This window comes from Streptomyces sp. NPDC052023 (assembly GCF_044548465.1).
GTDB lineage: Bacteria > Actinomycetota > Actinomycetes > Streptomycetales > Streptomycetaceae > Streptomyces.
The window spans coordinates 20005-43666 of the sequence record NZ_JBIUBW010000017.1 but is presented as its reverse complement, the minus strand read 5'-3'; the positions used below and the strand labels follow the sequence as shown (position 1 = coordinate 43666).

Here is a 23662-nt window from a genome sequence, read left to right as displayed (position 1 = left end):
GTGAACGGCAGTCGACCCGGAGGTCAGGAGCGTGTGGCCGCGGGCTGACGCGCTCGGGTGCGCAGCGCAACGCTCATGGATCGTTCCCCGTTCGGAAAGATCGACGTTGACGCGGCCACGTCCAGCGTGGCGACAACAGCCCTATGCGTGTCGTCATCGTGACCGAATCCTTTCCCCCCGATGTGAACGGCGTGGCCCACTGCGCGCTCCAGACCGCCCGACACCTCGTCGATCGCGGTCACGCTCCCATCGTCGTCGCCCCGGCCCCCGCGCCCGGGAACAAGGCGGACGCCCTCGCGCCCTGCCCCGTCGTCCACATCCCGTCCCTCCCGCTCCCCGGCTACCCCCAGGTCCGGGTCGCCCTGCCCAGCCGGCGCCTGGCCGCCGCGCTGATCTCGCACCAGCCCGACATCGTGCACCTCGCCAGCCCCTTCATCCTCGGCGTCCGCGGCATGGCCGCGGCGGCCCGGCTCGGCGTGCCCGCCGTCGCCATCTACCAGACCGACCTCGCCGGATACGCCCGCACCTACGTGGGCGCCGGTGAGGCCGCGGCCTGGCGGCGCATCCGCTCCGTGCACTCCGCCGCCGACCGCACCCTCGCGCCCTCCAGCGCCTCCCAGGGCGACCTGGAGACCCACGGCGTCCCCCGGGTGCACCTGTGGCAGCGCGGTGTCGACACCGCCCGCTTCCGCCCCGAACTGCGGGACGAGGCACTGCGCCGCGAACTCGCCCCGAACGGCGAGCTGATCGTCGGCTATGTCGGGCGGCTCGCGCCCGAGAAGCACGTCGAGCTGCTCTCCGGGGTCTGCGGGCTGCCCGGCGTGCGCGTGGTCGTCGTCGGCGACGGACCGAGCCAGCCCGGCCTGGCCGAGGCGCTGCCCGGGGCGGTCTTCCTGGGCCGCCGTACCGGTGACGACCTCGCCCGGATCTTCGCCTCGCTGGACGTCTTCGCCCACACCGGGCCTTTCGAGACCTTCTGCCAGACCGTGCAGGAGGCCATGGCCAGCGGTGTCCCCGTGGTCGCGCCCGCCGCCGGCGGCCCGAAGGACCTGGTCGACCACGGGCGCACCGGGATCCTGGTGCCCCCGCGCGACGCGGACGCCCTCCGGGACGCCGTGGCCGCCCTGGCCGCCGACCCGGCGCTGCGCACGTCCTTCGGGACCACCGCCCGCGCCACCGTCGAGGGCCGCACCTGGGCGGCCATCGGCGACCAGCTGATCGAGCACTACGAAGCCGTCCTCGACGCGCGCAAGCCGGCGGTGGCGGCATGAACACGTCCCTGCGCATCGTCCGGCTGGCGAACTTCGTCGCCCCCGCGTCCGGCGGCCTGCGCACCGCGCTGCGGGAGCTGGGCAAGGGCTTCAAGCTCGCGGGCCACGACCCGGTCCTGATCGTGCCGGGCGAGAGGTACAGCGACCGGGACACCGAGCAGGGCCGGGTGATCACCCTGCCCGGACCGGTGCTGCCCGGCACCGGCGGCTACCGCGTTCTCCTCGACAAGCGCCGCGTCGCAGCCCTCCTGGAGCAGCTCGGCCCGGACCGCCTGGAGGTCTCGGACCGTACGACGCTCAGGTGGACCGGCAAGTGGGCGCGGCGTGCCCGGGTGCCCGCCGTGATGGTCTCCCACGAGACCGCCGACGGCGTCCTGCGCACCTGGGGCCTGTCGGAGAACGTCTCGCGGCGCGCCGCCGACGCCCTCAACGTCCGCACGGCCCACACCTACTCCAAGGTCGTGTGCACCACCGAGTTCGCCGAGCGGGAGTTCATCCGGATCGGCGCCCGCAACGTCGTTCGGGCGCCCCTGGGCGTCGACCTGATGAACCGGCGCCCCACCCTGCGCGACGCGGCACTGCGCGACACCCACGCGCGGGCGGACGAGAAGCTGCTCGTGATGTGCTCGCGGCTGTCCGTCGAGAAGCGGCCCGGCACCGCCCTGGACGCCCTGGAGTCGCTGCGCCAGCGCGGTGTGCGCGCGGTGCTCGTGGTGGCAGGCAACGGGCCGCTGCGCCCGGGCCTGGAGAAGCGGGCCCAGGAGCGCGACCTGCCGGTGACCTTCCTCGGGCACGTCGCCGACCGCAGCCTGCTCGGCGCGCTCCAGGCCACCGCGGACGTGTGCCTGGCTCCCGGGCCGGCGGAGACGTTCGGACTCGCCGCGCTGGAGGCCATGGCCTGCGGCACGCCCGTGGTGGCGAGCGCCTCCTCCGCGCTGCCCGAGGTCATCGGGTCCGCCGGTGCCACCGCGGCGGACAACGGGGACGCCTTCGCCGACGCCGTGGAGATGCTGCTCGACCGGCCCGAGCGGGAGCGCCGTGAGACGGCACGCGCGCGTGCGGAGTGCTTCGGCTGGGGTACCGCGGTGGACGCCTTCCTCGCCGCGCACGACGCCGCGGTGCCCGAGCGCCCCTTCGCCCGTGCGGAGGGCGCGGCATGAGAGCCGTCCGTTACGTCGCCCTCGGGGACTCGCTGACCGAGGGGGTCGGCGATCCCGTGGGGAATGGGTGGCGCGGCTGGGCCGCGCTGCTCGCCGGCGGCCTGTCCGAGCCGCCCGCCGATTTCACCAACCTCGCGGTCAGCGGGGCGCAGACCCGCGACGTGCTGGAGACCCAGCTGCCCGCCGCACTGGACCTGCGGCCGGACGTCGCGTCCGTCCTCGTCGGCGTCAACGACACGCTGCGCCGCACCTTCGACATCCACCACATCACCGAGCGCCTCGACAAGGTCTACGCGGCCTTCACCCGGCAGGGCACGGCCGTCCTGACCGCCTGCCTGCCCGACCCCGGCACGATGCTGGGACTGCCCGGGGTGCTGGCCAACCCGCTGGCCCGGCGGCAGCGCGCGGTGAACACCGTCGTCCACGCGCTCTCCGAGCGGTACGGGGCGGTGCATCTGCACGCGGCCGAGGGGGACTGGGTGGGCGACCGGGCCATGTGGTCCTCGGACCGGCTGCACCCGGGGGAGCGGGGGCACCGGCAGCTGGCCGTCCGGTTCCACGGGCTGCTGGCGGACGCCGGGATCGCCACGGGCGACGCGCCCGCCGCCGAGCCCGAGTTCCCGCCGCCCACCAAGTCGGCCAGCCTGCTGTGGCTCGCCACGGCGGGCACCGCCTGGGTGCTGCGGCGGTGCAACGATCTGCTGCCTCAGCTGCTGCGACTGGCCGCCGTCGAGATGCGGCACCGCGCGCGCGGCACCTGCGCCCGGCTCGATCTGCGGTCGGCGACCGCGGTGTCGATGGCGCTGGCGGCGCTGTCGGCTCCGGAAGCGCGGCCGGGACACCGTCCCGAGCCCGGGAAACTCGTCCTGCCCGATGGGCTCTCGATGCCGGGCCAGCGGACGGGGCCGGACCAGCGGGCGGTCGTGAACCAGCGGGCGGTCGTGAACCAGCGGGCGGCGACCGAGCAGCGGCCGGCGCCGGGCCGGCGACCGGGGGCCGAGCAGACGCCGCCGCCAGGACAGCGGGCCGTCGCGGAACAGCGCGCGGTGACGGAGCAGCGGTCCGTCGCGGAGCAGCGGCCGGTCGCCGAGCCGCAGCCGGAGCCGGAGGCGGCGTAGGGCCGGACTCCCACGGGTGTCACGGTGTGTCAGCGACGGCGTACCGCCACGAAGCGCACCGGTGTGCCCGGCACCGCCTGTGCGGCCGCCGGGAGGTCGGCCGTGCGGACCACCGCGACGACGGGGTAGCCGCCGGTCGTCGGGTGGTCGGCGAGGAAGACGACCGGCCGGCCGTCGGGCGGGACCTGGACCGCGCCCAGGACCATGCCCTCACTGGGGAGTTCGCCCGGACGGGCCCGCTCCAGGGCGGGCCCTTCCGTGCGCAGCCCGATGCGGTTGCTCGCGGCGGACACCCGGTACGCGCGCGACGTGAACATTCGTACGGCCTCCCGCGTGAACCAGTCGTCGCGGGGACCGAGCGTCACCCGTAGCACCAGCTCCGCCGGCGGCGCCGGCTGCGGAGCGACGTCCACGCGCGTGTGGGGGCGGCTCATCCGCCCCAGGGGGAGTACCGCGCCGTTCGTGAGGGGCGGCGGGCCGAGCCCCGACAGCAGGTCCGTGGAGCGGCTGCCGAGCACCGGCTCGACGGCGATGCCGCCGGAGACCGCCACGTAGCCGCGAACCCCGCGCACCGCCGCGCCGACGTCCAGGACAGCGCCCGCGGGCACCCGCACCGGCGCGCCCCACGCGACCGGCCGCCCGTCCACCGTGACCCGGCAGGGCGCGCCCGTGACCGCCACGGTGACCGTGGAACGCGGCCGGACGGCGCAGCCGTCGAGGGTCGTCTCCACAACGGCCGCCTCGGGCGGATTGCCGGCCAGCCGGTTCGCGAGAGCCGCCGCGGGCGCGTCCAGGGCCCCGGAGCGCGGCACGCCGAGGTGGGCGTGACCGGGGCGGCCCAGGTCCTGCACGGTGGTGAGCGCCCCGGCCCGTACGACGGCGAGCGCGCGGTCCGTCATCGGTGCCCCACCGGACCCTGGTGACCGGCGCGCACCGGGACGAACCGCACGCGCGTGCCCGGAGCCAGCAGGGCGGCCGGCACGCGCGCGTGGTCCCACAGCACCGCGTCCGTGCTGCCGATCAGCTGCCAGCCTCCCGGAGACGTGTGCGGGTACACGCCCGTGTAGGGGCCGGCCAGCGCCACGGCACCCGCTGGGACGGCGGTGCGCGGTGTCGGGCGGCGCGGGACCTCGTAGCGCGGCGGCAGACCGGTCAGGTAGCCGAAGCCGGGGGCGAAACCGCAGAAGGCGACCCGGAACTCGGTCCCGGCGTGAATGCGCGCCACCTCCCGTTCGCTCACCCCCCACAGGGCGGCCACGTCCGCGAGGTCGGGGCCGTCGTAGCGCACCGGGAGTTCGACGGCCTTCCCCGCACGCGGGGGAGCGGGGGGCACGTCGGCGGCCGTCAGCTCGGATGCCAGGCGGAGCGCGTCGGTCAGGCCGTCGAGGAGGACGGTACGGGCCGCGGGCACGATGTCGCGGACCATGAGCGACCCCTCGGCGCGGCGGCGCAGCAACTCCGCGTGCAGAGCCTGCGCCTGGTCGCCGGAGGAGACCTCCACGAGCAGGCCGTCGTCGCCGACCGGCAGCACCCTCATGCGAAGGCCTCCACCCGGACACCGGCCTCTTCGAGCTGCCGGCGCACCCGCCGGGCCAGCTCCACCGCGCCGGGAGTGTCCCCGTGCAGGCACAGGGACCGCGCGCGTATCCCGATGCGGGCCCCGGAGTGGGCGACGACCGTCCCGGAACGGGCCAGGCCCACCGACCGTGCCACGACGGCCTCGGGATCGGTCACCACGGCGCCCTCCAGGCCTCGCGGCACAAGGGTGCCCTCGTCGGTGTACGCGCGGTCCGCGAACGCCTCCGGGACCGCCGGGAGTCCCGCCTTGCCGGCGAGCGCCAGCAGCCGCGAGCCGGGCAGCCCCAGCACGGGCAGCGAGCCGTCCGCGAGGAGCACGCCGTCGACCACCGCACCGGCCTGCTCCTCGTCGTGCACCACGCGGTTGTAGAGGGCGCCGTGCGGCTTGACGTACGCCACCCGGGCCCCGGCCGCGCGGGCGAACACCTCCAGGGCACCGATCTGGTAGGCCACCTCGGCCGCCAGCTCGGCGGGCGGCACGTCCATCGCGCGCCGCCCGAACCCGGCCAGGTCGCGGTAGGAGACCTGAGCGCCGATCGTCACCCCGCGCGCGGCTGCCAGCTCGCACACCCGCCGCATGGTGGCCGCGTCCCCGGCGTGGAAGCCGCAGGCCACGTTGGCGCTGGAGACGACGGACAGCAGCTGCTCGTCGTCGGTCAGCCGCCAGCGGCCGAAGCCCTCGCCGAGGTCGGCGTTCAGATCGATCGCGGTCATGGGGTCCCCTTGGCTGCTCAGGCCACGCGGTACTGGTCGTCGCGGGCGTCGGTGAGGAACATCTGGCCCGGTGCGTGGGTGAGGGCGAACGGCGGGCGGGAGGCCATCACCGCCGCCTGCGGAGTCACCCCGCAGGCCCAGAACACCGGGATGTCGTCCGGATCGGCGGTCACCGGATCGCCGAAGTCGGGCCGGTCGAGGTCGTCGATGCCGAGCGCCGACGGGTCACCGCAGTGCACGGGGCTGCCGTGCACCGCCGGGAGCAGACTGCTCTCCCGGATCGCCGCCCCCAGCCGCGAGGGCGGCACCGGGCGCATGGACACCACCATGGGCCCGCTCAGACGCCCCGCCGGACGGCACTGACGACTCGTCACGTACATCGGCACGTTCCGTCCCTGCTCGACATGGCGCAGCGGCACCCCCGCTGCGGACAGTGCCCACTCGAAGGTGAAGCTGCACCCGATCAGGAACGACACCAAGTCGTCCCGCCAGTGCGCGAGGACGTCCGTCGGTTCGTCCACCAATGCGCCGTCCTGCCAGACCCGGTAGCGCGGGAGGTCGGTGCGCAGATCCGCGCCGGCCGCGAGCACGGTCGTCCAGGAACCGGCGTCCGTGACGTCCAGGACCGGGCACGGCTTGGGATTGCGCTGGCAGAACAGCAGCATGTCCCAAGCCCATTCGGCGGGCACCGCGATCAGGTTGACCTGGGTGTGGCCGGCGGCGACCCCGGCCGTGGGGCCGGTCAGTCCCGCGCGGAAGCGGGTCCGGGCCGCTTCCGGGGTCCACGCGCGCGCGTGCTCGTCCACGAGGGTCAGGGGGCGGTCGTCGGCGCGCTTCACACCAGCTCCTTGCCACGCGTCTCGGGCAGCCCCAGCAGCGCCAGCGCCGCGAGTCCGTAGCCGATCGCACCGAAGACCAGCGCGCCGCCCACACCCCAACTGTCCGCCAAGAAACCGACGGTGGTGGGGAAGACCGCGCCGACGGCCCGGCCGGTGTTGTAGGTGAAGCCCTGCCCCGTGCCGCGCACGGCGGTCGGGTACAGCTCGCTGAGGAACGAGCCGAAGCCGCTGAAGATCGCCGACATGCAGAACCCGAGCGGGAACCCCAGTACGAGCACGAGGGTGTTGGCGCCGCCGGGGATGTTCGCGTACGCCAGGATGCAGACCGCCGACAGAAGGGCGAACAGCCAGATGTTACGCCGCCGGCCCAGCTTGTCGGTGAGGTAGCCGCCCGTGAGATAGCCGGCGAAGGCGCCGGAGATCAGGAAGGTCAGATAGCCGCCGGTGCCCACCACGGACAGGTCGCGCTCCGTCTTGAGGTACGTCGGCACCCAGGTCGCCAGCGTGTAGTAGCCCCCCTGGACGCCGGTCGAGAGCAGCACGGCGAAGAACGTGGTGCGCAGCAGGCCCGGCGTGTCGGCCGTGCCTCGCTTGAAGATGGCCGCGAATGACCCTTTTTGCGGGCTTTTCTCCCGTGCGGCAGTCGCCCCAGGAGCGTCGTGGACGCGACGCCGCATCCAGATGACCAGCAGCGCCGGCAGCGCGCCGGTCCAGAACATCACGCGCCAGGCCAGGCCCTCGTCGAGGAACGAGAAGACCAGCGTGTAGACGATCGCGGCCAGGGCCCAGCCGACGGCCCAGGAACTCTGGATCACGCCGAGCGTGCGTCCCCGGTGCCTGGCGCTCGCGTACTCGGCGACCAGGATCGCGCCGACCGCCCACTCGCCGCCGAAGCCCAGGCCCTGCAAGGCCCTGAAGACCAGCAGTGTCTCGTAGTTGGGCGCGAAGCCGCAGGCCACCGTGAAGACGGCATACGTGACGACCGTGATCATCAGCGCCTTGACCCGGCCGATCCGGTCGGCCAGTACGCCCGCGAGGGCGCCGCCGATCGCGGACACGACGAGCGTGACGGTGGTGAACAGGCCCGTCTGACCGCTGTCCAGGCCGAAGTACGCGGCCAGGGCGACCATGCTCAGCGGGAGGGTGAAGTAGTCGTACGAGTCCAGCGCGTAGCCGCCGAAGGCACCGGCGAAGGCGCGGCGGCCACGCGGACCGAGTGCGCGCAGCCAGCCGAACGCGCCGTCGCCGTCGTTCCGTTCACTCTTTTCCGGGCGGGCGTCGGTGGTCGGGGCCTGCGGTGGAGGGGTCGTGCTCATGGGCACCTCGCAGAGGGGGGACGGAGGGTGCTTGCGGACTGAGCCGTGCCGTGCGGAAGCGTGGCGGCGCCGCCGCCGTGAGGGAGGGGGCGGCGCCGTTCGTAGCAACGTAGAGGATCGTTCAACGATCCCTCAATACTCGTGTTGTTTCGTTCTGGTATCTGCGATTGAATTCCGGGCATGGCAGAGCAGCTGACGGGACTGGCCGGCGACCGGGCCCTCCTGGGGCGCACCAGCACCGCCGAGCGTGTGTCGGACATCCTCAGGAGCCGTATCGCCGAGGGCTATTTCCCGCCCGGCGCCCGGCTGTCCGAGGACAGCATCGGCGGGGCGCTCGGCGTCTCCCGCAACACCCTGCGCGAGGCCTTCCGGCTGCTCACCCATGAACGTCTGCTGGTGCACGAGCTGAACCGGGGCGTCTTCGTCCGGGTCCTGGCCGTGGAGGACGTCGAGGACATCTACCGCACCCGCCGTCTGGTCGAGTGCGCCGTCGTCCGGGGGCTCGGTGAGCCGCCCTACGCGCTCGACGGGCTCGCGTCGGCCGTGACGGAAGGGCAGCGGGCGGCGGTCGAGCATGACTGGAAAGGCCTGGGTACGGCCAACATCCACTTCCACCGCGAGCTGGTCGCCCTCGCCGCCAGCGAGCGCACCGACGAGCTGATGCGCAGCGTCTTCGCCGAACTGCGGCTCGCCTTCCACGTCGTCGACGACCCGCGGCGGCTGCACGAGCCCTACCTCACCCGCAACCGGCAGATCCTGCAGGCCCTTCAGGCGGGTGACAGGCGCGAGGCGGAGCGCCTGCTGGAGGTGTACCTCGACGACTCCCTGAAGCGGGTCGTGGAGGTCTACCGGAGGCGGGTGGGCGACGACACCCAGGACGTCTCCCGCGGTCCCGCGTGACCGTCGTGACGCCGGGCGGCATCTGCGTCGTTTGGGCTGTTGTCAGACCGAGGACCTAATCTGTGCACCGTGACTTCGCCTGCATCGACGGACAGCGTTCCGCCCCAGTTCAGCGCGGGGCCGCGCCCAGCCCTGGGCCCGGCCGCCGACGAGGGACTGGCGCGGCGGCTGCGCGCGCTCGCCTGCACCGCGCCGCTGCACGACCTCGACGCGCGCAAGGCCAACCTCGCGGGTGAGTACTCGGTCTACGGCATGGCGGAGGTCGCCCTCGCCGCGATCGACCTCGTCACGCTGAACATGGACTTCGACACAGGCGCCGACCACGACCAGGTGGTGGCCCGGCTCGTCCCGCGCATCGCGGCGCAGGCGCCGCGGCGGCCGGCCGCCGAGCATGAGCGAGTCGCGCGCTGGGTCCTGGAGAACCTCATCAACGTCGGCAGCGTGGACCGCGGATTCCGTACGGTTTACGGCACCTTCGCACCCGATGGGGCATATGTCCGGCGGGACTACGACTTCAAGCTGATCGAGGAGGTGCCAGGGCCCGGCGGCAGCGTCTACCTCCGCACGACCGACGAGGCGGTGAACGTCCTCGTCGGCGCCCTGGACACCGATGTCACCAGCGCCCAGATCGCGGCCGAGGTCAAGCTGGAGGTGCTGATCAACCGCGGCCGGCTGGCCGATGCGCAACTGGCCGCCGAGCAGGCGCGGTACCGCACCGTGCAGTACTCGGAGACGCTCCGCCGCGCCCTGGAGGCGACCAGGCGCAACGTCCGCGCCGTCGACTGGCTCAGCACCGTGCCCGACATGATCGCCGAGGCACTCGACCACGTAGCCGACCGGTACCGGCACGAGAACGCGATCCTGACCAACATCCGCAGGGCCCGGGACGAGTCGGAGGACCCCGAGCACAAGCGGCGGGCCGCCGAGCTGGTCGACATCGTCAAGGACTGCATCCGGCGGCACACCCAGTTGCAGTCGCGACTGCTGGAGGCCGGGCCCCTGTTCCGCGCCGAGCAGGACCGCCAGGCCTTCGCGACGCCGATGTCCACGGCGGGCATCGACCTGTACGGGCACCTGGTCGCGCCGGTGCTGCCGCTGCCGCTGGAGCAGGCGATCCGTGTCACCGACGCCTTCTTCGCGAAGGGCACAGGCCTGCGCAAGCCGGTGACCGTCCGGGTCGGGGACCTGGTCGACATACTCCTGACGCCGCCGGTGGAGCGCGAGCACCTCGGGGTGGAGATGCCGGAGCCCGACCTGATCGCCACACCGGACGACAGCCGGTTCAGCGAGGACCAACTGGCCGCGGCGAACGCGCTGCTGGACCTTCCGGCGGACGCGCCGAGACGCTTGTCGGGGCTCCTGGCCCAGGCCCGCCGGACCGATCCCGAGCTGCCGTACCTGGTGGCGCTGATGGCGGTCCACGCGGCCAGCCCGCCGGTCGGGACGGCGTATCGGCAGGGCGAGCAGAAGCTGCTGTTCTCCGTGGACGACGGGACGGAGCTGGACGATCCCGAGTTCGGCGGGGCCGACCTGATCGTCGGCACGGCCCTGCTGGACGCCGCGGGGATGACGGCGGACCGGACGGAGGCCGCGTGATGACCATTGAGGAGTTGCAATCGTGAGCGAGCACGTGGAGCCGGAGGGCGCGGGGACGGCGGTGAGCGCCGGCGTCACGCCAGCCGACGCCGCCGACGCGGCGCGGCTCGTCGCCTTCGGGCTGCAGCCGAAGCTGCTGCCCGCGCGCGACCAGGAGTACGCCGACCTGCTGCGGCGGTATCGCGAGCACCCGGCGTTCGCGCGGCTCGCGGACGCCGTGGCCACCGGGCTGGGCCTGGTCGTACTGGAGGTGTCCGCGCGTGCGGGGATGGCCGTGACCGCCGCCGAGGACTCCGTGTTCGCCGTGCGGATGGGCGACTACGCGCGCCGTACGGCAGCCGACTCCGGCGACCGGTTCCTGCACGGACTCGCGCATCTGGCCGTCGCCGCGATGGCGTTCCCGCGCCCCGAGGACCTCGCCGACGACGGCTACATCGGCCGTGTGACGGTCAACGGTGTCGACGCCTTCGTACGGCAGGCCTGCCGGCGGCTGGAGGAGCGGGCCGCGGAGCAGGGGGAGAACACCGACCCCGCGACCGACGCGCCCAGCCTGGAGGCCGCCTGGCGTATCTGGGTGAGACGCAGCGCCACCGGTGCCACCAAGGACGCACGGCGCCTCGCGGGGTCCACGACCGGCATCGTCGGCAAGGCCGTGGCCTTCCTCACCGACTCCGGCTTCCTGCAGCGGACGGGCGACGACAACGGCGGTACCTACCGCACGACCGCCCGCTACCAGCTCCAGGTGCGGGACATGGCCGGAAGCGCTGCCATGGCCGAGCTGCTGGAGCTGGGGGTCGTCCCGGTGACCGACGGCACGCCGACGCTGCTGCCCCCGGAAGAGGGCGACGACCTGGACCTGGTGGCCGATGCCGGACTGCCGTTCCACTCGGCCTGAGCCTCCGCGCCGCGCCTGATCCTCCGCGCCGCCGACTGATCCTCCGCGCCGCGCCTGAACTTCCTGATCTGCCGAAGACTTATCTGCCGAAGACTTACGAGAGTCCGCCATGTACGAGCTGTCCCGGGTCCGCCTCTACTCCATCGGGCCCGCCGGTGCGCGCTACGCCGACACCGTGCTTGACCTGCGCGGTGTCGGCGAACCCGTGCCCGACCCCGCGCCGACGCAGGCGGAGTTCTTCGAGGAGGAGCCGGTCGGCCCGCCGCGCCGTCCCGCGCCCGCCGGGGTGCTGTTCCTGGAGAACGGTGGCGGCAAGTCCGTGCTGCTCAAGCTGATCTTCTCGGTGATGTTGCCGGGGCACCGGAACACGCTGGGCGGCGCCAGCTCCGGTGTGCTGCGCAAGTTCCTGCTCGCGGACGACTGCGGGCATGTCGCGCTGGAGTGGCAGCACGTCCTGACCGGCGAGTGCGTCGTCGTCGGCAAGGTGAGCGAGTGGCGCGGGCGTCAGGTCTCCAACGACCCTCGGAAGTTCGCCGAGGCCTGGTACTCCTTCCGGCCCGGACCGGGGCTCACCCTGGACAACCTGCCCGTCGCCGAGGCCACCGCCGTACGGCCCTCCGTGGAGGGCCAGTCGGGCGCGCAGGGACGGCGGCGCACCATGAAGGGGTTCCGGGACGCGCTCACCGACGCCGGGAAGGCGTATCCACACCTCGAAGTGCACTGGGAGGAGATCCACGAGCGCTGGACCGAGCACCTCGGAGACCTCGGCCTCGACCCCGAACTCTTCCGCTACCAGCGGGAGATGAACGCCGACGAGGGCGAGGCAGCCGGTCTCTTCGCGGTGAAGAAGGACTCCGACTTCACCGACCTGCTGCTGCGCGCGGTCACCGACACCCGCGACACCGACGGCCTCGCCGACCTGGTCAGCGGCTTCGGGAACAAGCTCGGGCGGCGGGCCGAACTGATCGCCGAGCGGGACTTCACCGCGGGGTCGGTCGATCTGCTCGGGCGGATCGTGGAGGCAGCCGAGACCCGCACACGCGCGCGGGACATCCACGCCGGTGCCGAGCGGCGGACGCGCACGCTGGCCCGGCGCCTCTCCGCGCGCGGCGCCCAGGAGCGGGTCCGGGCCGCCGACCTCGCCCAGCGGGTCACGGCCGCCGCCTACGCCGTCACCCACGCCGAGTCCGCGCGCGACCGCAGCGCCCTGATCGCCGCCGAACTCGCCTACCGGCACGCGTCCCTGGCACTGGCCGCGGCCGAGAAGTCGGCGGCCGCGCAGAAACGTGAGCTCGCCGACGCGCGCACCCTGCACTCGGCCTGGCAGGCCGCCGAGGCCGTGCTGCGCCACCGCGCCGCCGCCGACCGGGTCGCGCGCGTGGCCGCCGCGATCCAGGAGGCAGAACGCGACGCGGCTCCCGCGCTCGCCGCGCGGACCAGGGCAGCCGTGGACCTCGTACGGGCCCTGCACACCGCGGCCCAGAGCGCCGAGGCGCTCGCGAACGAGGAGGAGGAGCGCTCCGCCGCACTCCAGGAGGTCAGCGACCGCGCGTACCGGGACTCCACCACCGCCGCCACCGAGGCGCAGCGCGCCCGCAGCGAGGTGGGGCACCTCCGGCAGCGCCTGACCGAGGTCGAGCAGGAGACCGCCGAGGCGGTGCGCGCGGGCTGGCTCGACGACAGCGCTCCCGACGCCGACCCGGCCCGTGCCGCCCTCGCCGCCAGCGACGCGGAGAAATCTGCGGTGGCCGCCTGGGACACGGCACGGGAGGCGTCCCGCCGGGCGAGCGAGCACGCGCGGGAGGCGGCGTCCGCAGAGTCGCGTGCCGAGCTGACGGCGGCCCGCGCGGCGGATGCGGCGACCGCGGCGGAGCGGGCCTACGAGGGTGAGTGGCGCACCGCCGAGGCCCTGGCGGCGGAGGAACGGCTCGCGGAGCTGCTCAGCCTGCCCCTCACGTCCGGCGGCGCGGCGTCGTCCGGCGGCGCGGCGTCCGGTGGCGTGCCCGCGCCGCGAGCGGGTGCCGACGGCGCGACGGGAGCCGGGTCCGGGCGACCCGGCTCCGGCGAGCCGGCGCCCGCCGACGCGTCGGAGCCGGCCGAGGACACGGACGGGCGAGCGGCGGGCACGGACCCGGCCTCCCGGGCGTCCCACCCGCGCCACGGCACCCCCAGGACCCCGCGCCCTGTCGCCGAAGGTGCTCTCACCCCCGAGGAACTCGACCGGTTCGCCGACGCGTTGCGCGAACTGCTCGACGACACCGTGTTCTCGGCCGAGCGCCAGCTCTTCGAGCTGCGCACCGCCGCCGCCGACGACGCCCGCATCCTGGGCGCGCTCGGCGACGGAGGGTTGCTGCCGCCCGGCCCGGACGTGCTGGCGACCGTGGAGTTCCTCGGCGAGCACGGCATCCCGGCCCTGCCCGGCTGGCGCTACCTCGCGCAGGCCGTCGACCCCGCCGACCACGCGCGCGTGCTGGCCGCCCGGCCCGAGCTTGTGGACGGTGTGATCATCACGGACCCGGCCTCGCACGTCCGCGCGCGGGAAGCGCTCGGCGATGCCGCGCTGCTGCCCCGCTCCGCCGTGGCGGTCGGCACGGCGGCCGCCCTGCTCGCGCCCACCCCGGCCCCCGGCACATCGAGCGACGGCGACGTCTTCCTCGTACCGCCGAACCCCGCCATGCACGACGAGCATGCCGCCGACGAGGAGCGGCGGGCGTTGCGCGCGCGGGCGACCGAGCGCGACGAGGAGATCCGCGCGCTCGCGGCCCGGCTCGGCAAGGACCGCGAACTGGCCGCACGGCTCGCGTCCTGGCGTACGGGCTGCCCGGCCGGGCGGTTGGTGGAGCTGACGCGGGCGGCGCGCGAGGCGCGGGCCTTCGCCGAGGAGACCGAGGCCGAGCTGGCCGAGGCACGTGCCACACGGGCCGAGACCGAGGAGGCCGCCACGGAAGCCGCACAGGTACGCGAGGAGCGGCAGGAGGCCGCGCAGAAGGCCCGGCGCTCCGCCGACGCCCTCGCGGGGCTCGCCTTCCGGTTGCGCGAACGGGCCGGCTGGCAGGTCAAGCTGCGCGAACTCACCGACGAGGCCGCCGAGTCCGAGGCTCTCGCACAGACCTGCCTGGAGCGGGCCCGCGCCGCCGACGAGGACCGGCGTGCCGCCCAGCGGGCCGCCGACGACACCCGCCGCACCGCGCGTGCGCTGCGCGCCGAGCGCTCCGAGATCGCCGGCGCACCCGACGACGTACCCGAGGACGACGCGGACGCGCCCAAGGCTGCCCTGCCCGCTCTGCGTGAGGCGTACCGGGCGGCGTCCCAGGTGTACGAGAAGGTCGGCGTCGGCGCCGATCTGCGGGCCGAACAGGCGCGGGCGGAGAGCGACGAGAGCGCGGCGCGCGCGGAGCTGGACCGGCTGAGCAACAAGGTCCGCACACGCGCGGAACAGCTGCTTCAGTCCCCCGACGGTTCCGACGGGCCGTCCCGGCAGGCCGCCGCCGCGCGCGCGGAGGAGCTGGTCCAGCTTCTGGAGACCCGGATGTCCAGCGCGAGCGAGCAGCTCGGCCGGCTGCGCGGCGAGGCCGAACGGCACGCTCCCGCAGAGGGCGAGGCGCACACCGAGCTGCCCGGTGACCTCCAGCCGCGCGACGCCGAGCACGCACAGACACTGCTGCGTACGGCCACTGGCGAACTCGCCTCCCGCGCCGAGGCGCTGACCCAGGCCCGGGAGGCGCACACCGAGCTGCTCGACGCGCACCGTGCGGCGGAGGACGCGGCGAGCGGCTTCGACGAGATCGCCGCGCTGCTGCGGGACCTGCTGCGCGAGCACGCCGGTGACGAGGAGCAGGACGCGCCGGAGCCCTATCCGGGCGGCCTGGAGGACGCCCGGCAGTCCGCCGCCGAGGCCCGCCGCTCGCTGCGCGGCTGCGCCGGCGACCTGTCCGCCGCCGAGGCCGCCGTGCGCGAGGCGAGCGACATCCTCGTCCGGCACGCCAACTCCACCCGCTACGAGCAGGTACGCACGCCCGCCCGCCAGCAGATCCGCGAGCTGCCCGCCTCCGCACTGCCCGAACACGCGCAGAAGTGGGCCGGCGCCTTCGCGCCCCGGCTGAGGGTCCTCACCGACGAACTGGAGCAGCTGGAGCGCAACCGGGACTCGATCGTGGACCGGCTGCGCGGGCTGGTCGAGTCGGCGCTGGCCACCCTGCGGTCCGCGCAGCGGCTGTCACGGCTGCCCGAAGGACTCGGCGAGTGGTCGGGGCAGGAGTTCCTGCGGATCCGCTTCGAGGAGCCCGACCAGGCCACCCTCACCGAGCGTCTCGGCGAGGTCGTCGACGAGGCGACCCGGGCCGCCGTCAAGAAGAACTCCGACCTGCGCCGCGACGGTATGTCCCTGCTACTGCGAGGCGTGGCCGCCGCCCTCCAGCCCAAGGGCGTCGCCGTCGAGATCCTCAAGCCGGACGCCGTGCTGCGTGCGGAGCGCGTACCCGTCGGGCAGATGGGCGACGTGTTCTCCGGCGGCCAGCTGCTCACCGCGGCCATCGCCCTGTACTGCACGATGGCCGCGCTGCGCTCCAACGACCGGGGCCGGGCCAGGCACCGGCACGCCGGCACCCTCTTCCTCGACAACCCGATCGGCCGCGCCAACGCCACGTACCTGCTGGAACTCCAGCGAGCTGTCTCGGACGCCCTGGGCGTGCAGCTGCTGTACACCACCGGCCTGTTCGACACGACGGCGCTGGCCGAGTTCCCGCTGGTCATCCGCCTGCGCAACGACGCCGACCTGCGGGCGGGCCTGAAGTACATCAGCGTCGAGGAACACCTCCGGCCGGGGCTGCCGCAACAGCCCCGTTCCGGCGAGACGGTGCACAGCGAGATCACGGCGACGCGGATGTTCAAGAGGCCCGTCTAGCCGGCCGAACCTGCGCCCGGGTCGTTGCTGTCGAGAATGCGCAGGTTCACCGGCGCGAGTGCCGTGGACGCCGGGGCGTGGCCAGTTTCCGTACGTCGTCGCCCCGGACGTCACTCGGCCCCGCCCCCAGCACGGACAGGGCGACCGACGGACCCATGGCGAGCCGGGCGGCCACGACGCGCCCGCGGTGCCGTGTCGCCGACGATGAGTAGTCGAACTCATGCCTCCGTCAGTCGGCGGTGGGAGCCGTGGCCGGAGCGGCGGGCGCGCTCTCCAGACGGTGTTCGGCCAGAACGCCCGTGCGGTGCCGCTGGACGAACCAGTAGTAGGCGAAGCCGCCGCCCGCGATGACCGCGACGAACAGCACGGCACCCCATTGGAGATACCAGTGGAAGGGCGCCGAGGCGTTGTAGACCGAGGCCCGCGGCCAGATCAGGTTGACGGTCATGGCGGCGCCCCACAGCACGGCGGCGATGTTGACCGGCAGGCCCCAGCGGCCCAGCGAGAAACGGCCCTCGGCGGGCTGCCACCTGCCGCGCAGCCGGGCCACCAGCATGGGCACGGTGACGCCGAGATAGGCGAGGTAGATCATGACGATGCCAATGCTGGTGACGACGGTGAAGATCTGCGGCTGGCGGATGTTGACCACCAGGATCGCCAGCGCCAGGACCCCGATGACCACGGCCGGCAGCACGGGCGTCCGGAACCGCGGACTCACCCGCGCCAGCAGCGCGGACGCGGGCAGGTTGTTGTCCCGGGCCATCGCGAACGCCAGCCGGATCGCCGCCGTGTGCACGGCCAGCGCGCACACGGTCACCGCGATCAGCACGCACCACAGCATCGCCTTGCCGGCCGTCGGGCCGAGCACGTCGAGCACGATGTACTGGAGGCCCTGGGTCGACAACTTGTCCCCGTTCAGCGCCGAGACGCTCATCAGCGCGAGGAGCAGCACGAGCCCGCCCAGCGCGAAGGACGCGACGATCGCCCTGATGATGGCCCGCGGCGCGTTGCGGGACGGGTCCAGGGACTCCTCGCCGAGCGAGGCGGCCGTGTCGAAGCCGTACATGACGTACGCCGACGCCAGCGACGCCACCAGGAACGCTCCCAGGTAACCGGCCGAGTGACCCGACCCCGTACCGGCCGTCTCCAGCACGACCTGCGGGCCACGCGTGATGTTCACCGCCAGCAGCACGATCAGTACGACGGTGGCGATCAGCTCGATGAACACGCCCGCCGTGGTGATCCTCGCCATCAGCTTGACGCCGAAGGCGTTCACCACGGTGGTGAACAGGATCAGCACCGCGGCCAGGATCACCGCGTTGGTCGCCACGTCGTAGGTGCCGGTGCCGTCCCCCACGAACTGGAAGGCCGAGGAGATCTGCGGAAGCGTCAGCTGATACGCCAGGGCGACGGCCGCGATCGACACGATCGAGGCGACCAGCATCATCCAGCCCGCGAGCCAGCCCAGATGCGGATTGCCTATCCTCTTCGACCAGTTGTAGACCGAGCCCGCGACCGGGTAGCGGGCGGCCAGCTCCGCGAAGCACAGGGCCACCATGAACTGACCGGCGAAGACCAGCGGCCATGACCACCAGTAGGCGGGGCCGCCGCTGCCGTATCCGAAGTAGAACAGCTGGAAGGTGCCGGTCAGGATCGAGATGTAGCTGATCCCGGCGGCGAAGGTGTGGAAGTTGCCGAGGGTGCGCTTGAGTTCGGGGCGGTAGCCGAACTCGGTGAGTTCGGCGTCGTCCTGATGATCCGGGTCGACGGGTTTCTGCGTCGTCGTCATCGGCGGACTCCTGGTGGCCTTGGGGACGAGGGAGGCAGGCTAGGGGGTGAACAGCCCTGTGGCGAGGGTGCGGTGTGGCACTTGCGTGGTCTCACCATTGCCGGTGACGCGCTCGCCGGCGAGGACCGGCCCCGAGCCCACGGCGTGATCAGGGTGCGGACCCCGCCGCTGATTGCGGCATGTCTGGGCTGAGCAGTGCGGGCGCCGATGTGGCGGCGCGGCCGGCCTGCAGCAGGTGGGTGCAGCCACCGGCGAGACCAGTCAGCGGTCCCTGGCCACCGTCGTCAGCGGGGCTGGCATGCGCCGCGACGGCACCTCGTCGGCGGGACCGGCCGGACCTGAAGCCGCGCCAGCGGGGGACCGGCCTGGGCTCGGAGCCGTCGTCAGCGGGGCCGGCCCGGCCTCGAAGCCACCGCCAGCGGGCAGGCCTGGGCCTCGGCGGCACCCTCGTCGGCACGACCGGAGTGCCGCGATCGCCCCCTCGCGGCGCCACCGGCATGCGCCGCGGAGGCAGCCTTGCCGGAGCGGCCGGCCCGCACCGCAGTGCGCCCTCACCGGCATGACCGGCCCGCGCCGCACGGGGCCGTCAACCGCACGACCGGCCCGCGCTGCACGGCGCTGTCACCGGCACGACCGGCCCGCGCCCCCACGGAGCCGTAAACGGCGTCGCACCCACCACGACCGCACCGCGCCGACGTCGTGCGCAGCGGCATCGGCGCCCCCCAACACGGCACGCCAGCCACGACCGGGACGCCGATACGGTGCGCGCTGTCGAGGGCGACCCCGAGGTGCCGACGGGGAGTGGACTCCTCGCGTTCTACGAGCGACAAGGACGCACGACCGCCGTTCTCGCAGTGAACCGTGCGCGGCCGTTCATGGGGCCCGGCGTGAACGGGACCGCGGGGCCGGCGGGGAGAGCGCGGCGTCCTCACAGAGCCCCGGCACCCGCAAGGCCGACCAGCTGTCCCGGTCGGCCTTGCCGACCTGACCCGACCTGCCGATCCGATGGCTCAGGGGTGCGACAACTGCCCAGCGCCACCCCGCCCGTGTATCCGCTCCTGCGTCCGCTCGGCTGCCCGTGCCTGGCGCCTGGCCCGGCGGCGTTCGCGCCGCAGCGCCCGTGCCGTGCTGCTCGGCATCGACACCACCCCGTTGCGCTGATTCCAGACCTGACGTGTGACCCACACGTCGAGCACACTCCACGTGGCCGCGACGGTGCTGGCGATGCTGCTGAGCACCATCGGAAACGCGAGCCAGGAGCCGGCGAGGGTGCACAGGAAAGCCACCATCGCCTGTATCAGCGTCACGGCGACGATGAGCACCGCTCGCACGGCCGCCGTCCGCACCGGGTCCGGCAGCCGACGCCGCTTGGCGGGCTCCTCGATCCACAAGGGCCGGTAACCGGGCCGCCCTTGAGAGGTGCTCCCCTCCGAGGGCCGGGCCGCGCTCGCGTATGCCGCCGTTCCCCCGGTCCCGGCCTGCCCTCCGCGCTGCTCTGTCTGCTCCGTCGTCAGGTCCCTCTCCAGCACCGCCGGTCCGCCCGTCCGAATATCGTGATCCGGTGCCTCGGCGCCCCGCTGCGCCGTCACTTGTGCGACTGAACCCTTCGCGGGTGCCCCTTGCCGCTCCGCCGTGCCCATCACCGTGTCACTCCCCACCGCCAGCAGACCCATTGCCCCGGTCCGAAGACCCGACTCCCCATTGGCTGCCCGGCTTGCGCTGTTTTACGCCGCCCGGGTACAGGACGCGGCTCCTGTGGCCGATTCCGCCCCCATTTCCTGTAGAGAAGGACGAACGGTGCGCCTCGAAGATTCCCAACGCACGAAAAATTCCGGCCAAACACCCAGACTTGCCGATCGGATCCCGCTTCACCGGGGGCGCTGGATCGGGGGCGGCAATCTCCTGCAATGAACGGACAACTCCCCCTGCCCGGCAGGCGCCCGGAAGCTTGCCCTCCGGAACCGTCTTCGAGTTACGGGTGCGTCGGTAGTAGGCTCGCGCCGTTTGTTGACGCACATGTGTACCCCCTGCCGGTGGGGGGTCGAGCTGGGGGAGGCCATGCGCTTTCGCGGGAAGTCCATCCGCCGGAAGATCGTGGCGCTGCTTCTCGTGCCGTTGCTGGCCCTGAGCGCGATCTGGGCGTTCGCCACGGTACTCACGGGCCGCGAGGCGGCACAGCTGTTCAGCGCTGCGTCGGTCGTCGAGAAGATCGGCTATCCGGCCGAGGACACCGTCCGGGTCCTTCAGCAGGAACGACGCCAGACCCTGGTCTATCTCGCCGACCCGCGAGCCTCCGACGGGCTCGCCGCGCTCCGACGCAGCCGCGCCGCCACCGACGCAGCCGTCGCCACGGTTCGCAGGAACGCCGCCGATGCGGAGGTGCGTGACGACCTCGGGGAGACCATGGGCGAGCGGCTGACCGCCGTCCTGGACGCGTTCGACGGCATCGAGTCCCTGCGTCAGAGCGTGGAGGACGGCACGGTCAACCGCTCCCAGGCCCTCGACCTCTACAACCGCCTGGTCGACCCGTGTTTCGTCCTCCTCGGCGACCTCCACGTCGTCGACAACGTGGAGATGGACACTCAGTACCGCGCGCTCGTCAACGTGGTCCGGGCCCGTGAGCTTCTCTCCCGTGAGGACGCCCTCCTCGGCTCCTCCCTGGTCGTCGGCAAGCTCTCCCGCGCCGAGATGCGTGACATCTCCGACCTCGTGGCTCAGCGGAACGTCCTCTACGACGCCAGCCTGCCGATGCTGCCCAGCTCGGAACGCGAGCGGTACGAGCGCTTCTGGAAGAACGCCGCCACCACGCCACTGCGCGTGGCCGAGGAGTCCGCGGTGGCCTCGTCCTCGGGTGACGCAGGCGGCGTCTCGGCGCAGACGTGGGACACCACGGCCGGGAACGTGCTCGACGAACTCGGACACCTCGACGACGAGGCGGCAGACCGCTACCAGGACCGCGTCCGCCCGATCGCCACCGGCATCATCGTCAAGGCGGTGGTGGCCGGTGTCCTCGGCCTGGTCGCCGTGCTGCTCTCGCTCATCGTTTCCATACGCATCGGCCGGGAACTCATACGCGACCTGCGCCAGCTTCGTCTCGAAGCCCACGAGGCCTCCGGCGTCCGGCTCCCCAGCGTGATGCGCCGCCTGTCCGTGGGTGAGCAGGTCGATGTGGAGACCGAGGTCCCGCGCTTGGAGTTCGACAGGAACGAGATCGGCGAGGTCGGCCAGGCTCTCAACACCCTGCAGCGCGCCGCCGTCGAAGCCGCCGTCAAGCAGGCCGAACTCCGTGCCGGCGTGTCCGAGGTCTTCGTGAACCTCGCTCGCCGTAGCCAGGTGCTCCTGCACAAGCAGCTCACCCTGCTCGACACGATGGAGCGCCGGACCGAGGACACCGAGGAACTCGCCGACCTCTTCCGACTCGACCACCTCACGACGCGTATGCGGCGGCACGCCGAGGGCCTGGTGATTCTCTCCGGCGCCGCGCCCTCCCGGCAGTGGCGCAAGCCCGTCCAGCTGATGGACGTCGTCCGGGCCGCCGTCGCCGAGGTCGAGGACTACGAACGCATCGAGGTCCGCCGCCTGCCCCGCATCGCTGTCACCGGCCCGGCGGTCGCCGACCTCACCCACCTCGTGGCCGAACTCCTGGAGAACGCCACCGTGTTCTCCCCGCCGCACACGGCAGTCCAGGTCCTGGGCGAGCGCGTGGCCAACGGCTTCACCCTGGAGATCCACGACCGAGGTCTCGGCATGGCGGCCGAGGCCCTGCTGGACGCCAACCTCCGGCTTGCCGAGACCCCGGAGTTCGAGCTGTCCGACACCGACCGGCTCGGGCTCTTCGTGGTCAGCCGACTCGCCCAGCGGCAGAACGTCCGGGTCTCGCTGCAGCCCTCCCCGTACGGCGGCACCACGGCCGTCGTCTTCATCCCCGACTCGCTGCTGACGGACGAGGTACCGGACACCAACGGCGTCGGCTTCCGTCTGGACCGTCCGCGCCCCTCCAGGGAGTCCGAGCTCGAGGAGAGCCGCAGGACGGCGCTCTCCCAGGCGCCGGTTCAACTGCCCGGACTGCCTGCCGCGTTGCTGGATGGGCCGGTCGAGTTGGAGGGCCCCGTAGACCTTGACGTCATCGGCGACTTCCCGGGCGCACTCGACGGTGAGGAGAGCGAACGCGGGGGCCTGTTCCGCCCGCGCCGCGGCCTCACCCCTGCCGACGGGGACATGGCGTCCAGGTCCGAGGCCCGTGGCATACCTGAGCGCACCGAGGTCGACGATCATGTCAACCCCCCGGTGCCACTGCCCCGGCGCCGCGCACCCAAGCTGGTCAGCTCGCACGGTCGGCCGGTCACCGAGCAGCGCTTCCGGCGCCCGGAAGCAGACGAGGAGCACGCGACCGGCCCCGGCCCGCGGCGCCCCGAGCAGGACCGCACCCCGCCCCTGCCGACCCGCCGCCGTGGCGGCTCATCCCTCGGCCGTGCCGCAGGATCCGCCGGCCACCTCGGCGACCCGGAGGAGTCCGCGAAGCGCGACACCGGCGAGCCCTTCGAGGGCCCAGCCACGATCCTGGGTGGCAGTTCCAAGGCGCCTGACCTGTCCGACCCACGGGACCCGTCGGAGGCCAGGGACGCCTCTGCGACAAGGGGTTCCGTAGAGGCGACGGGTTCCGCGGAGGCGACGGGTTCCGCGGAGGCGACGGGTTCCGCGGAGGCGACGGCCTTCCGGGGGCGGCCCAGCCCCCTCCCCGACGACACCGCCACCCGCACCCCGGCAGCCGGGCGCAGTCCCCAGGGGGCCGAATCCGCGCTACGCCGGATCAGCGATGCCGGCGAGCCACAGGACCATGGTCCCGGCCAGGACGGCACCCCAGGGCGCCCGAGCCCCGGCGAGCCCGGGTCCGAGGCGGCAGGCAGTGGCGCCCTGCCCCGCCGCGTCCGCCAGGCCAACCTGGCGCCCCAGCTGAAGCAGGACCCGGGCCGCCGTACCGAGGACCGGGCGGCGCCCGTGGAACGGGACGCCGACGAGGTCCGCAGCCGTATGGCCTCGCTCCAGCGCGGCTGGCAGCGCGGCCGCCAGGAGAACGCCGCGGGGGACGACGCCCCGCGCGGCACAGCACCACAGGGAACGACAAAGGGGGACGGTCGATGACCGCACCGAAGGCGACCGGCCACACCGCGAACGGTAAGTCCGGCGAGCTCAACTGGCTCCTCGACGACCTGGTGGACCGCGTCGCGAGCATTCGCAAGGCCGTCGTACTCTCCGGCGACGGTCTGGCGACGGGAGTCTCCAAGGACCTCACCCGGGAGGACGGCGAGCATCTGGCCGCCGTCGCCTCCGGGTTCCACAGCCTCGCCAAGGGCGTGGGCCGGCACTTCGAGGCGGGCAGCGTCCGCCAGACGGTCGTGGAACTGGACGATGCCTTCCTGTTCGTCACGGCCGCCGGTGACGGCAGCTGCCTCGCCGTTCTGTCCGATGCCGACTCGGACGTCGGCCAGGTCGCCTACGAGATGACGCTCCTCGTGAAGCGGGTCGGCGTGCATCTCGGCACTGCTCCGCGCACCGATCTGCCCTCGGGCGGGTAGTGGGATG

Annotated in this window: 15 protein-coding genes and 1 pseudogene; 9 read left to right on the top strand and 7 right to left on the bottom strand. The window is 73.4% G+C overall.

All coding sequences use genetic code 11. The features are described from left to right. The first annotated feature begins 143 nt into the window (after window positions 1–143). The 3 genes and pseudogenes from ACIHCM_RS27835 to ACIHCM_RS27825 form a co-directional block, all read left to right on the top strand. The gene (locus tag ACIHCM_RS27835; RefSeq protein ID WP_399901346.1) at window positions 144–1271 is read left to right on the top strand and encodes a glycosyltransferase family 4 protein; all 1128 of its coding nucleotides are present in this window, start codon (window positions 144–146) and stop codon (window positions 1269–1271) included. After that, complete coding sequence (locus ACIHCM_RS27830; RefSeq protein WP_399901343.1) at window positions 1268–2431, top strand: glycosyltransferase; 1164 nt, start codon at window positions 1268–1270, stop codon at window positions 2429–2431. Before ACIHCM_RS27835 ends, ACIHCM_RS27830 begins: the two co-directional genes overlap by 4 nt. Further along, window positions 2428–3267: pseudogene (locus tag ACIHCM_RS27825) on the top strand (SGNH/GDSL hydrolase family protein); the annotation flags it as partial. The gene ACIHCM_RS27830 and the pseudogene ACIHCM_RS27825, both read left to right, overlap by 4 nt. Before the next feature lie 311 nt (window positions 3268–3578). Here ACIHCM_RS27825 and ACIHCM_RS27820 read toward each other — a convergent pair. Genes ACIHCM_RS27820 through ACIHCM_RS27800 form a run of 5 tightly spaced genes read right to left on the bottom strand, consistent with a single transcriptional unit; the run spans window position 3579 to window position 7996 of the window. After that, window positions 3579–4448 carry a biotin-dependent carboxyltransferase family protein gene (locus ACIHCM_RS27820; RefSeq protein WP_399901340.1) on the bottom strand — a complete coding sequence of 290 codons (870 nt, stop codon included), beginning with the start codon at window positions 4446–4448 and terminating at the stop codon, window positions 3579–3581. Further along, a complete protein-coding gene (locus ACIHCM_RS27815) occupies window positions 4445–5086 on the bottom strand; it encodes an allophanate hydrolase subunit 1 (protein ID WP_399901337.1) in 642 nt (213 codons plus the stop codon). The genes ACIHCM_RS27820 and ACIHCM_RS27815 overlap by 4 nt, the downstream gene beginning before the upstream one ends. After that, the gene (locus tag ACIHCM_RS27810; protein WP_399901334.1) at window positions 5083–5841 is read right to left on the bottom strand and encodes a LamB/YcsF family protein; all 759 of its coding nucleotides are present in this window, start codon (window positions 5839–5841) and stop codon (window positions 5083–5085) included. Before ACIHCM_RS27810 ends, ACIHCM_RS27815 begins: the two co-directional genes overlap by 4 nt. A gap of 17 nt (window positions 5842–5858) precedes the next feature. After that, window positions 5859–6680 (bottom strand): putative hydro-lyase, encoded by an 822-nt coding sequence (locus ACIHCM_RS27805; protein ID WP_399901331.1) that lies wholly within the window; start codon window positions 6678–6680, stop codon window positions 5859–5861. Then, on the bottom strand, window positions 6677–7996 hold the full coding sequence (locus ACIHCM_RS27800; RefSeq protein WP_399901328.1) for an MFS transporter: 1320 nt from the start codon (window positions 7994–7996) through the stop codon (window positions 6677–6679). The genes ACIHCM_RS27805 and ACIHCM_RS27800 overlap by 4 nt, the downstream gene beginning before the upstream one ends. 180 nt (window positions 7997–8176) lie before the next feature. On the opposite strand from ACIHCM_RS27800, the gene ACIHCM_RS27795 reads away from it, so the two are divergent. The 4 genes from ACIHCM_RS27795 to ACIHCM_RS27780 all read left to right on the top strand — a co-directional run bounded on the left by ACIHCM_RS27795 (window position 8177) and on the right by ACIHCM_RS27780 (window position 16290). Then, window positions 8177–8896 carry a GntR family transcriptional regulator gene (locus tag ACIHCM_RS27795; RefSeq protein WP_399901325.1) on the top strand — a complete coding sequence of 240 codons (720 nt, stop codon included), beginning with the start codon at window positions 8177–8179 and terminating at the stop codon, window positions 8894–8896. Between the two features lie 69 nt (window positions 8897–8965). Next, a complete protein-coding gene (locus ACIHCM_RS27790; protein ID WP_399901322.1) occupies window positions 8966–10492 on the top strand; it encodes a hypothetical protein in 1527 nt (508 codons plus the stop codon). A 22-nt stretch (window positions 10493–10514) separates the two neighbouring features. Beyond that, window positions 10515–11387: a hypothetical protein gene (locus tag ACIHCM_RS27785; protein WP_399901319.1), complete on the top strand. Its 873-nt coding sequence runs from the start codon at window positions 10515–10517 to the stop codon at window positions 11385–11387. A gap of 109 nt (window positions 11388–11496) precedes the next feature. Further along, window positions 11497–16290, top strand: coding sequence for a hypothetical protein (locus ACIHCM_RS27780; protein WP_399901316.1), 4794 nt, complete (start codon window positions 11497–11499; stop codon window positions 16288–16290). Between the two features lie 229 nt (window positions 16291–16519). On the opposite strand, the gene ACIHCM_RS27775 is transcribed toward ACIHCM_RS27780, so the two are convergent. Beyond that, complete coding sequence (locus ACIHCM_RS27775) at window positions 16520–18079, bottom strand: APC family permease (protein ID WP_399901313.1); 1560 nt, start codon at window positions 18077–18079, stop codon at window positions 16520–16522. A 1010-nt stretch (window positions 18080–19089) separates the two neighbouring features. Then, window positions 19090–19719 carry a hypothetical protein gene (locus ACIHCM_RS27770; RefSeq protein WP_399901673.1) on the bottom strand — a complete coding sequence of 210 codons (630 nt, stop codon included), beginning with the start codon at window positions 19717–19719 and terminating at the stop codon, window positions 19090–19092. Window positions 19720–20137: 418 nt separating this feature from the next. Between ACIHCM_RS27770 and ACIHCM_RS27765 the strand changes: the two genes are divergently transcribed. Further along, window positions 20138–23221 carry a nitrate- and nitrite sensing domain-containing protein gene (locus ACIHCM_RS27765; protein WP_399901311.1) on the top strand — a complete coding sequence of 1028 codons (3084 nt, stop codon included), beginning with the start codon at window positions 20138–20140 and terminating at the stop codon, window positions 23219–23221. Next, a complete protein-coding gene (locus tag ACIHCM_RS27760) occupies window positions 23218–23655 on the top strand; it encodes a roadblock/LC7 domain-containing protein (protein WP_399901308.1) in 438 nt (145 codons plus the stop codon). The genes ACIHCM_RS27765 and ACIHCM_RS27760 overlap by 4 nt, the downstream gene beginning before the upstream one ends. The last annotated feature ends 7 nt before the right edge of the window (window positions 23656–23662 follow it).

What these genes read in the sequence shown, in the direction of transcription:
- ACIHCM_RS27835 (WP_399901346.1), top strand. Translation starts at nt 144, where the DNA reads ATGCGTGTCGTCATCGTGACCGAATCCTTTCCCCCCGATGTGAACGGC.
- ACIHCM_RS27830 (WP_399901343.1), top strand. Translation starts at nt 1,268, where the DNA reads ATGAACACGTCCCTGCGCATCGTCCGGCTGGCGAACTTCGTCGCCCCC.
- ACIHCM_RS27820 (WP_399901340.1), bottom strand. Translation starts at nt 4,448, where the DNA reads ATGACGGACCGCGCGCTCGCCGTCGTACGGGCCGGGGCGCTCACCACC.
- ACIHCM_RS27815 (WP_399901337.1), bottom strand. Translation starts at nt 5,086, where the DNA reads ATGAGGGTGCTGCCGGTCGGCGACGACGGCCTGCTCGTGGAGGTCTCC.
- ACIHCM_RS27810 (WP_399901334.1), bottom strand. Translation starts at nt 5,841, where the DNA reads ATGACCGCGATCGATCTGAACGCCGACCTCGGCGAGGGCTTCGGCCGC.
- ACIHCM_RS27800 (WP_399901328.1), bottom strand. Translation starts at nt 7,996, where the DNA reads ATGAGCACGACCCCTCCACCGCAGGCCCCGACCACCGACGCCCGCCCG.
- ACIHCM_RS27795 (WP_399901325.1), top strand. Translation starts at nt 8,177, where the DNA reads ATGGCAGAGCAGCTGACGGGACTGGCCGGCGACCGGGCCCTCCTGGGG.
- ACIHCM_RS27780 (WP_399901316.1), top strand. Translation starts at nt 11,497, where the DNA reads ATGTACGAGCTGTCCCGGGTCCGCCTCTACTCCATCGGGCCCGCCGGT.
- ACIHCM_RS27775 (WP_399901313.1), bottom strand. Translation starts at nt 18,079, where the DNA reads ATGACGACGACGCAGAAACCCGTCGACCCGGATCATCAGGACGACGCC.
- ACIHCM_RS27770 (WP_399901673.1), bottom strand. Translation starts at nt 19,719, where the DNA reads ATGGGCACGGCGGAGCGGCAAGGGGCACCCGCGAAGGGTTCAGTCGCA.
- ACIHCM_RS27765 (WP_399901311.1), top strand. Translation starts at nt 20,138, where the DNA reads ATGCGCTTTCGCGGGAAGTCCATCCGCCGGAAGATCGTGGCGCTGCTT.
- ACIHCM_RS27760 (WP_399901308.1), top strand. Translation starts at nt 23,218, where the DNA reads ATGACCGCACCGAAGGCGACCGGCCACACCGCGAACGGTAAGTCCGGC.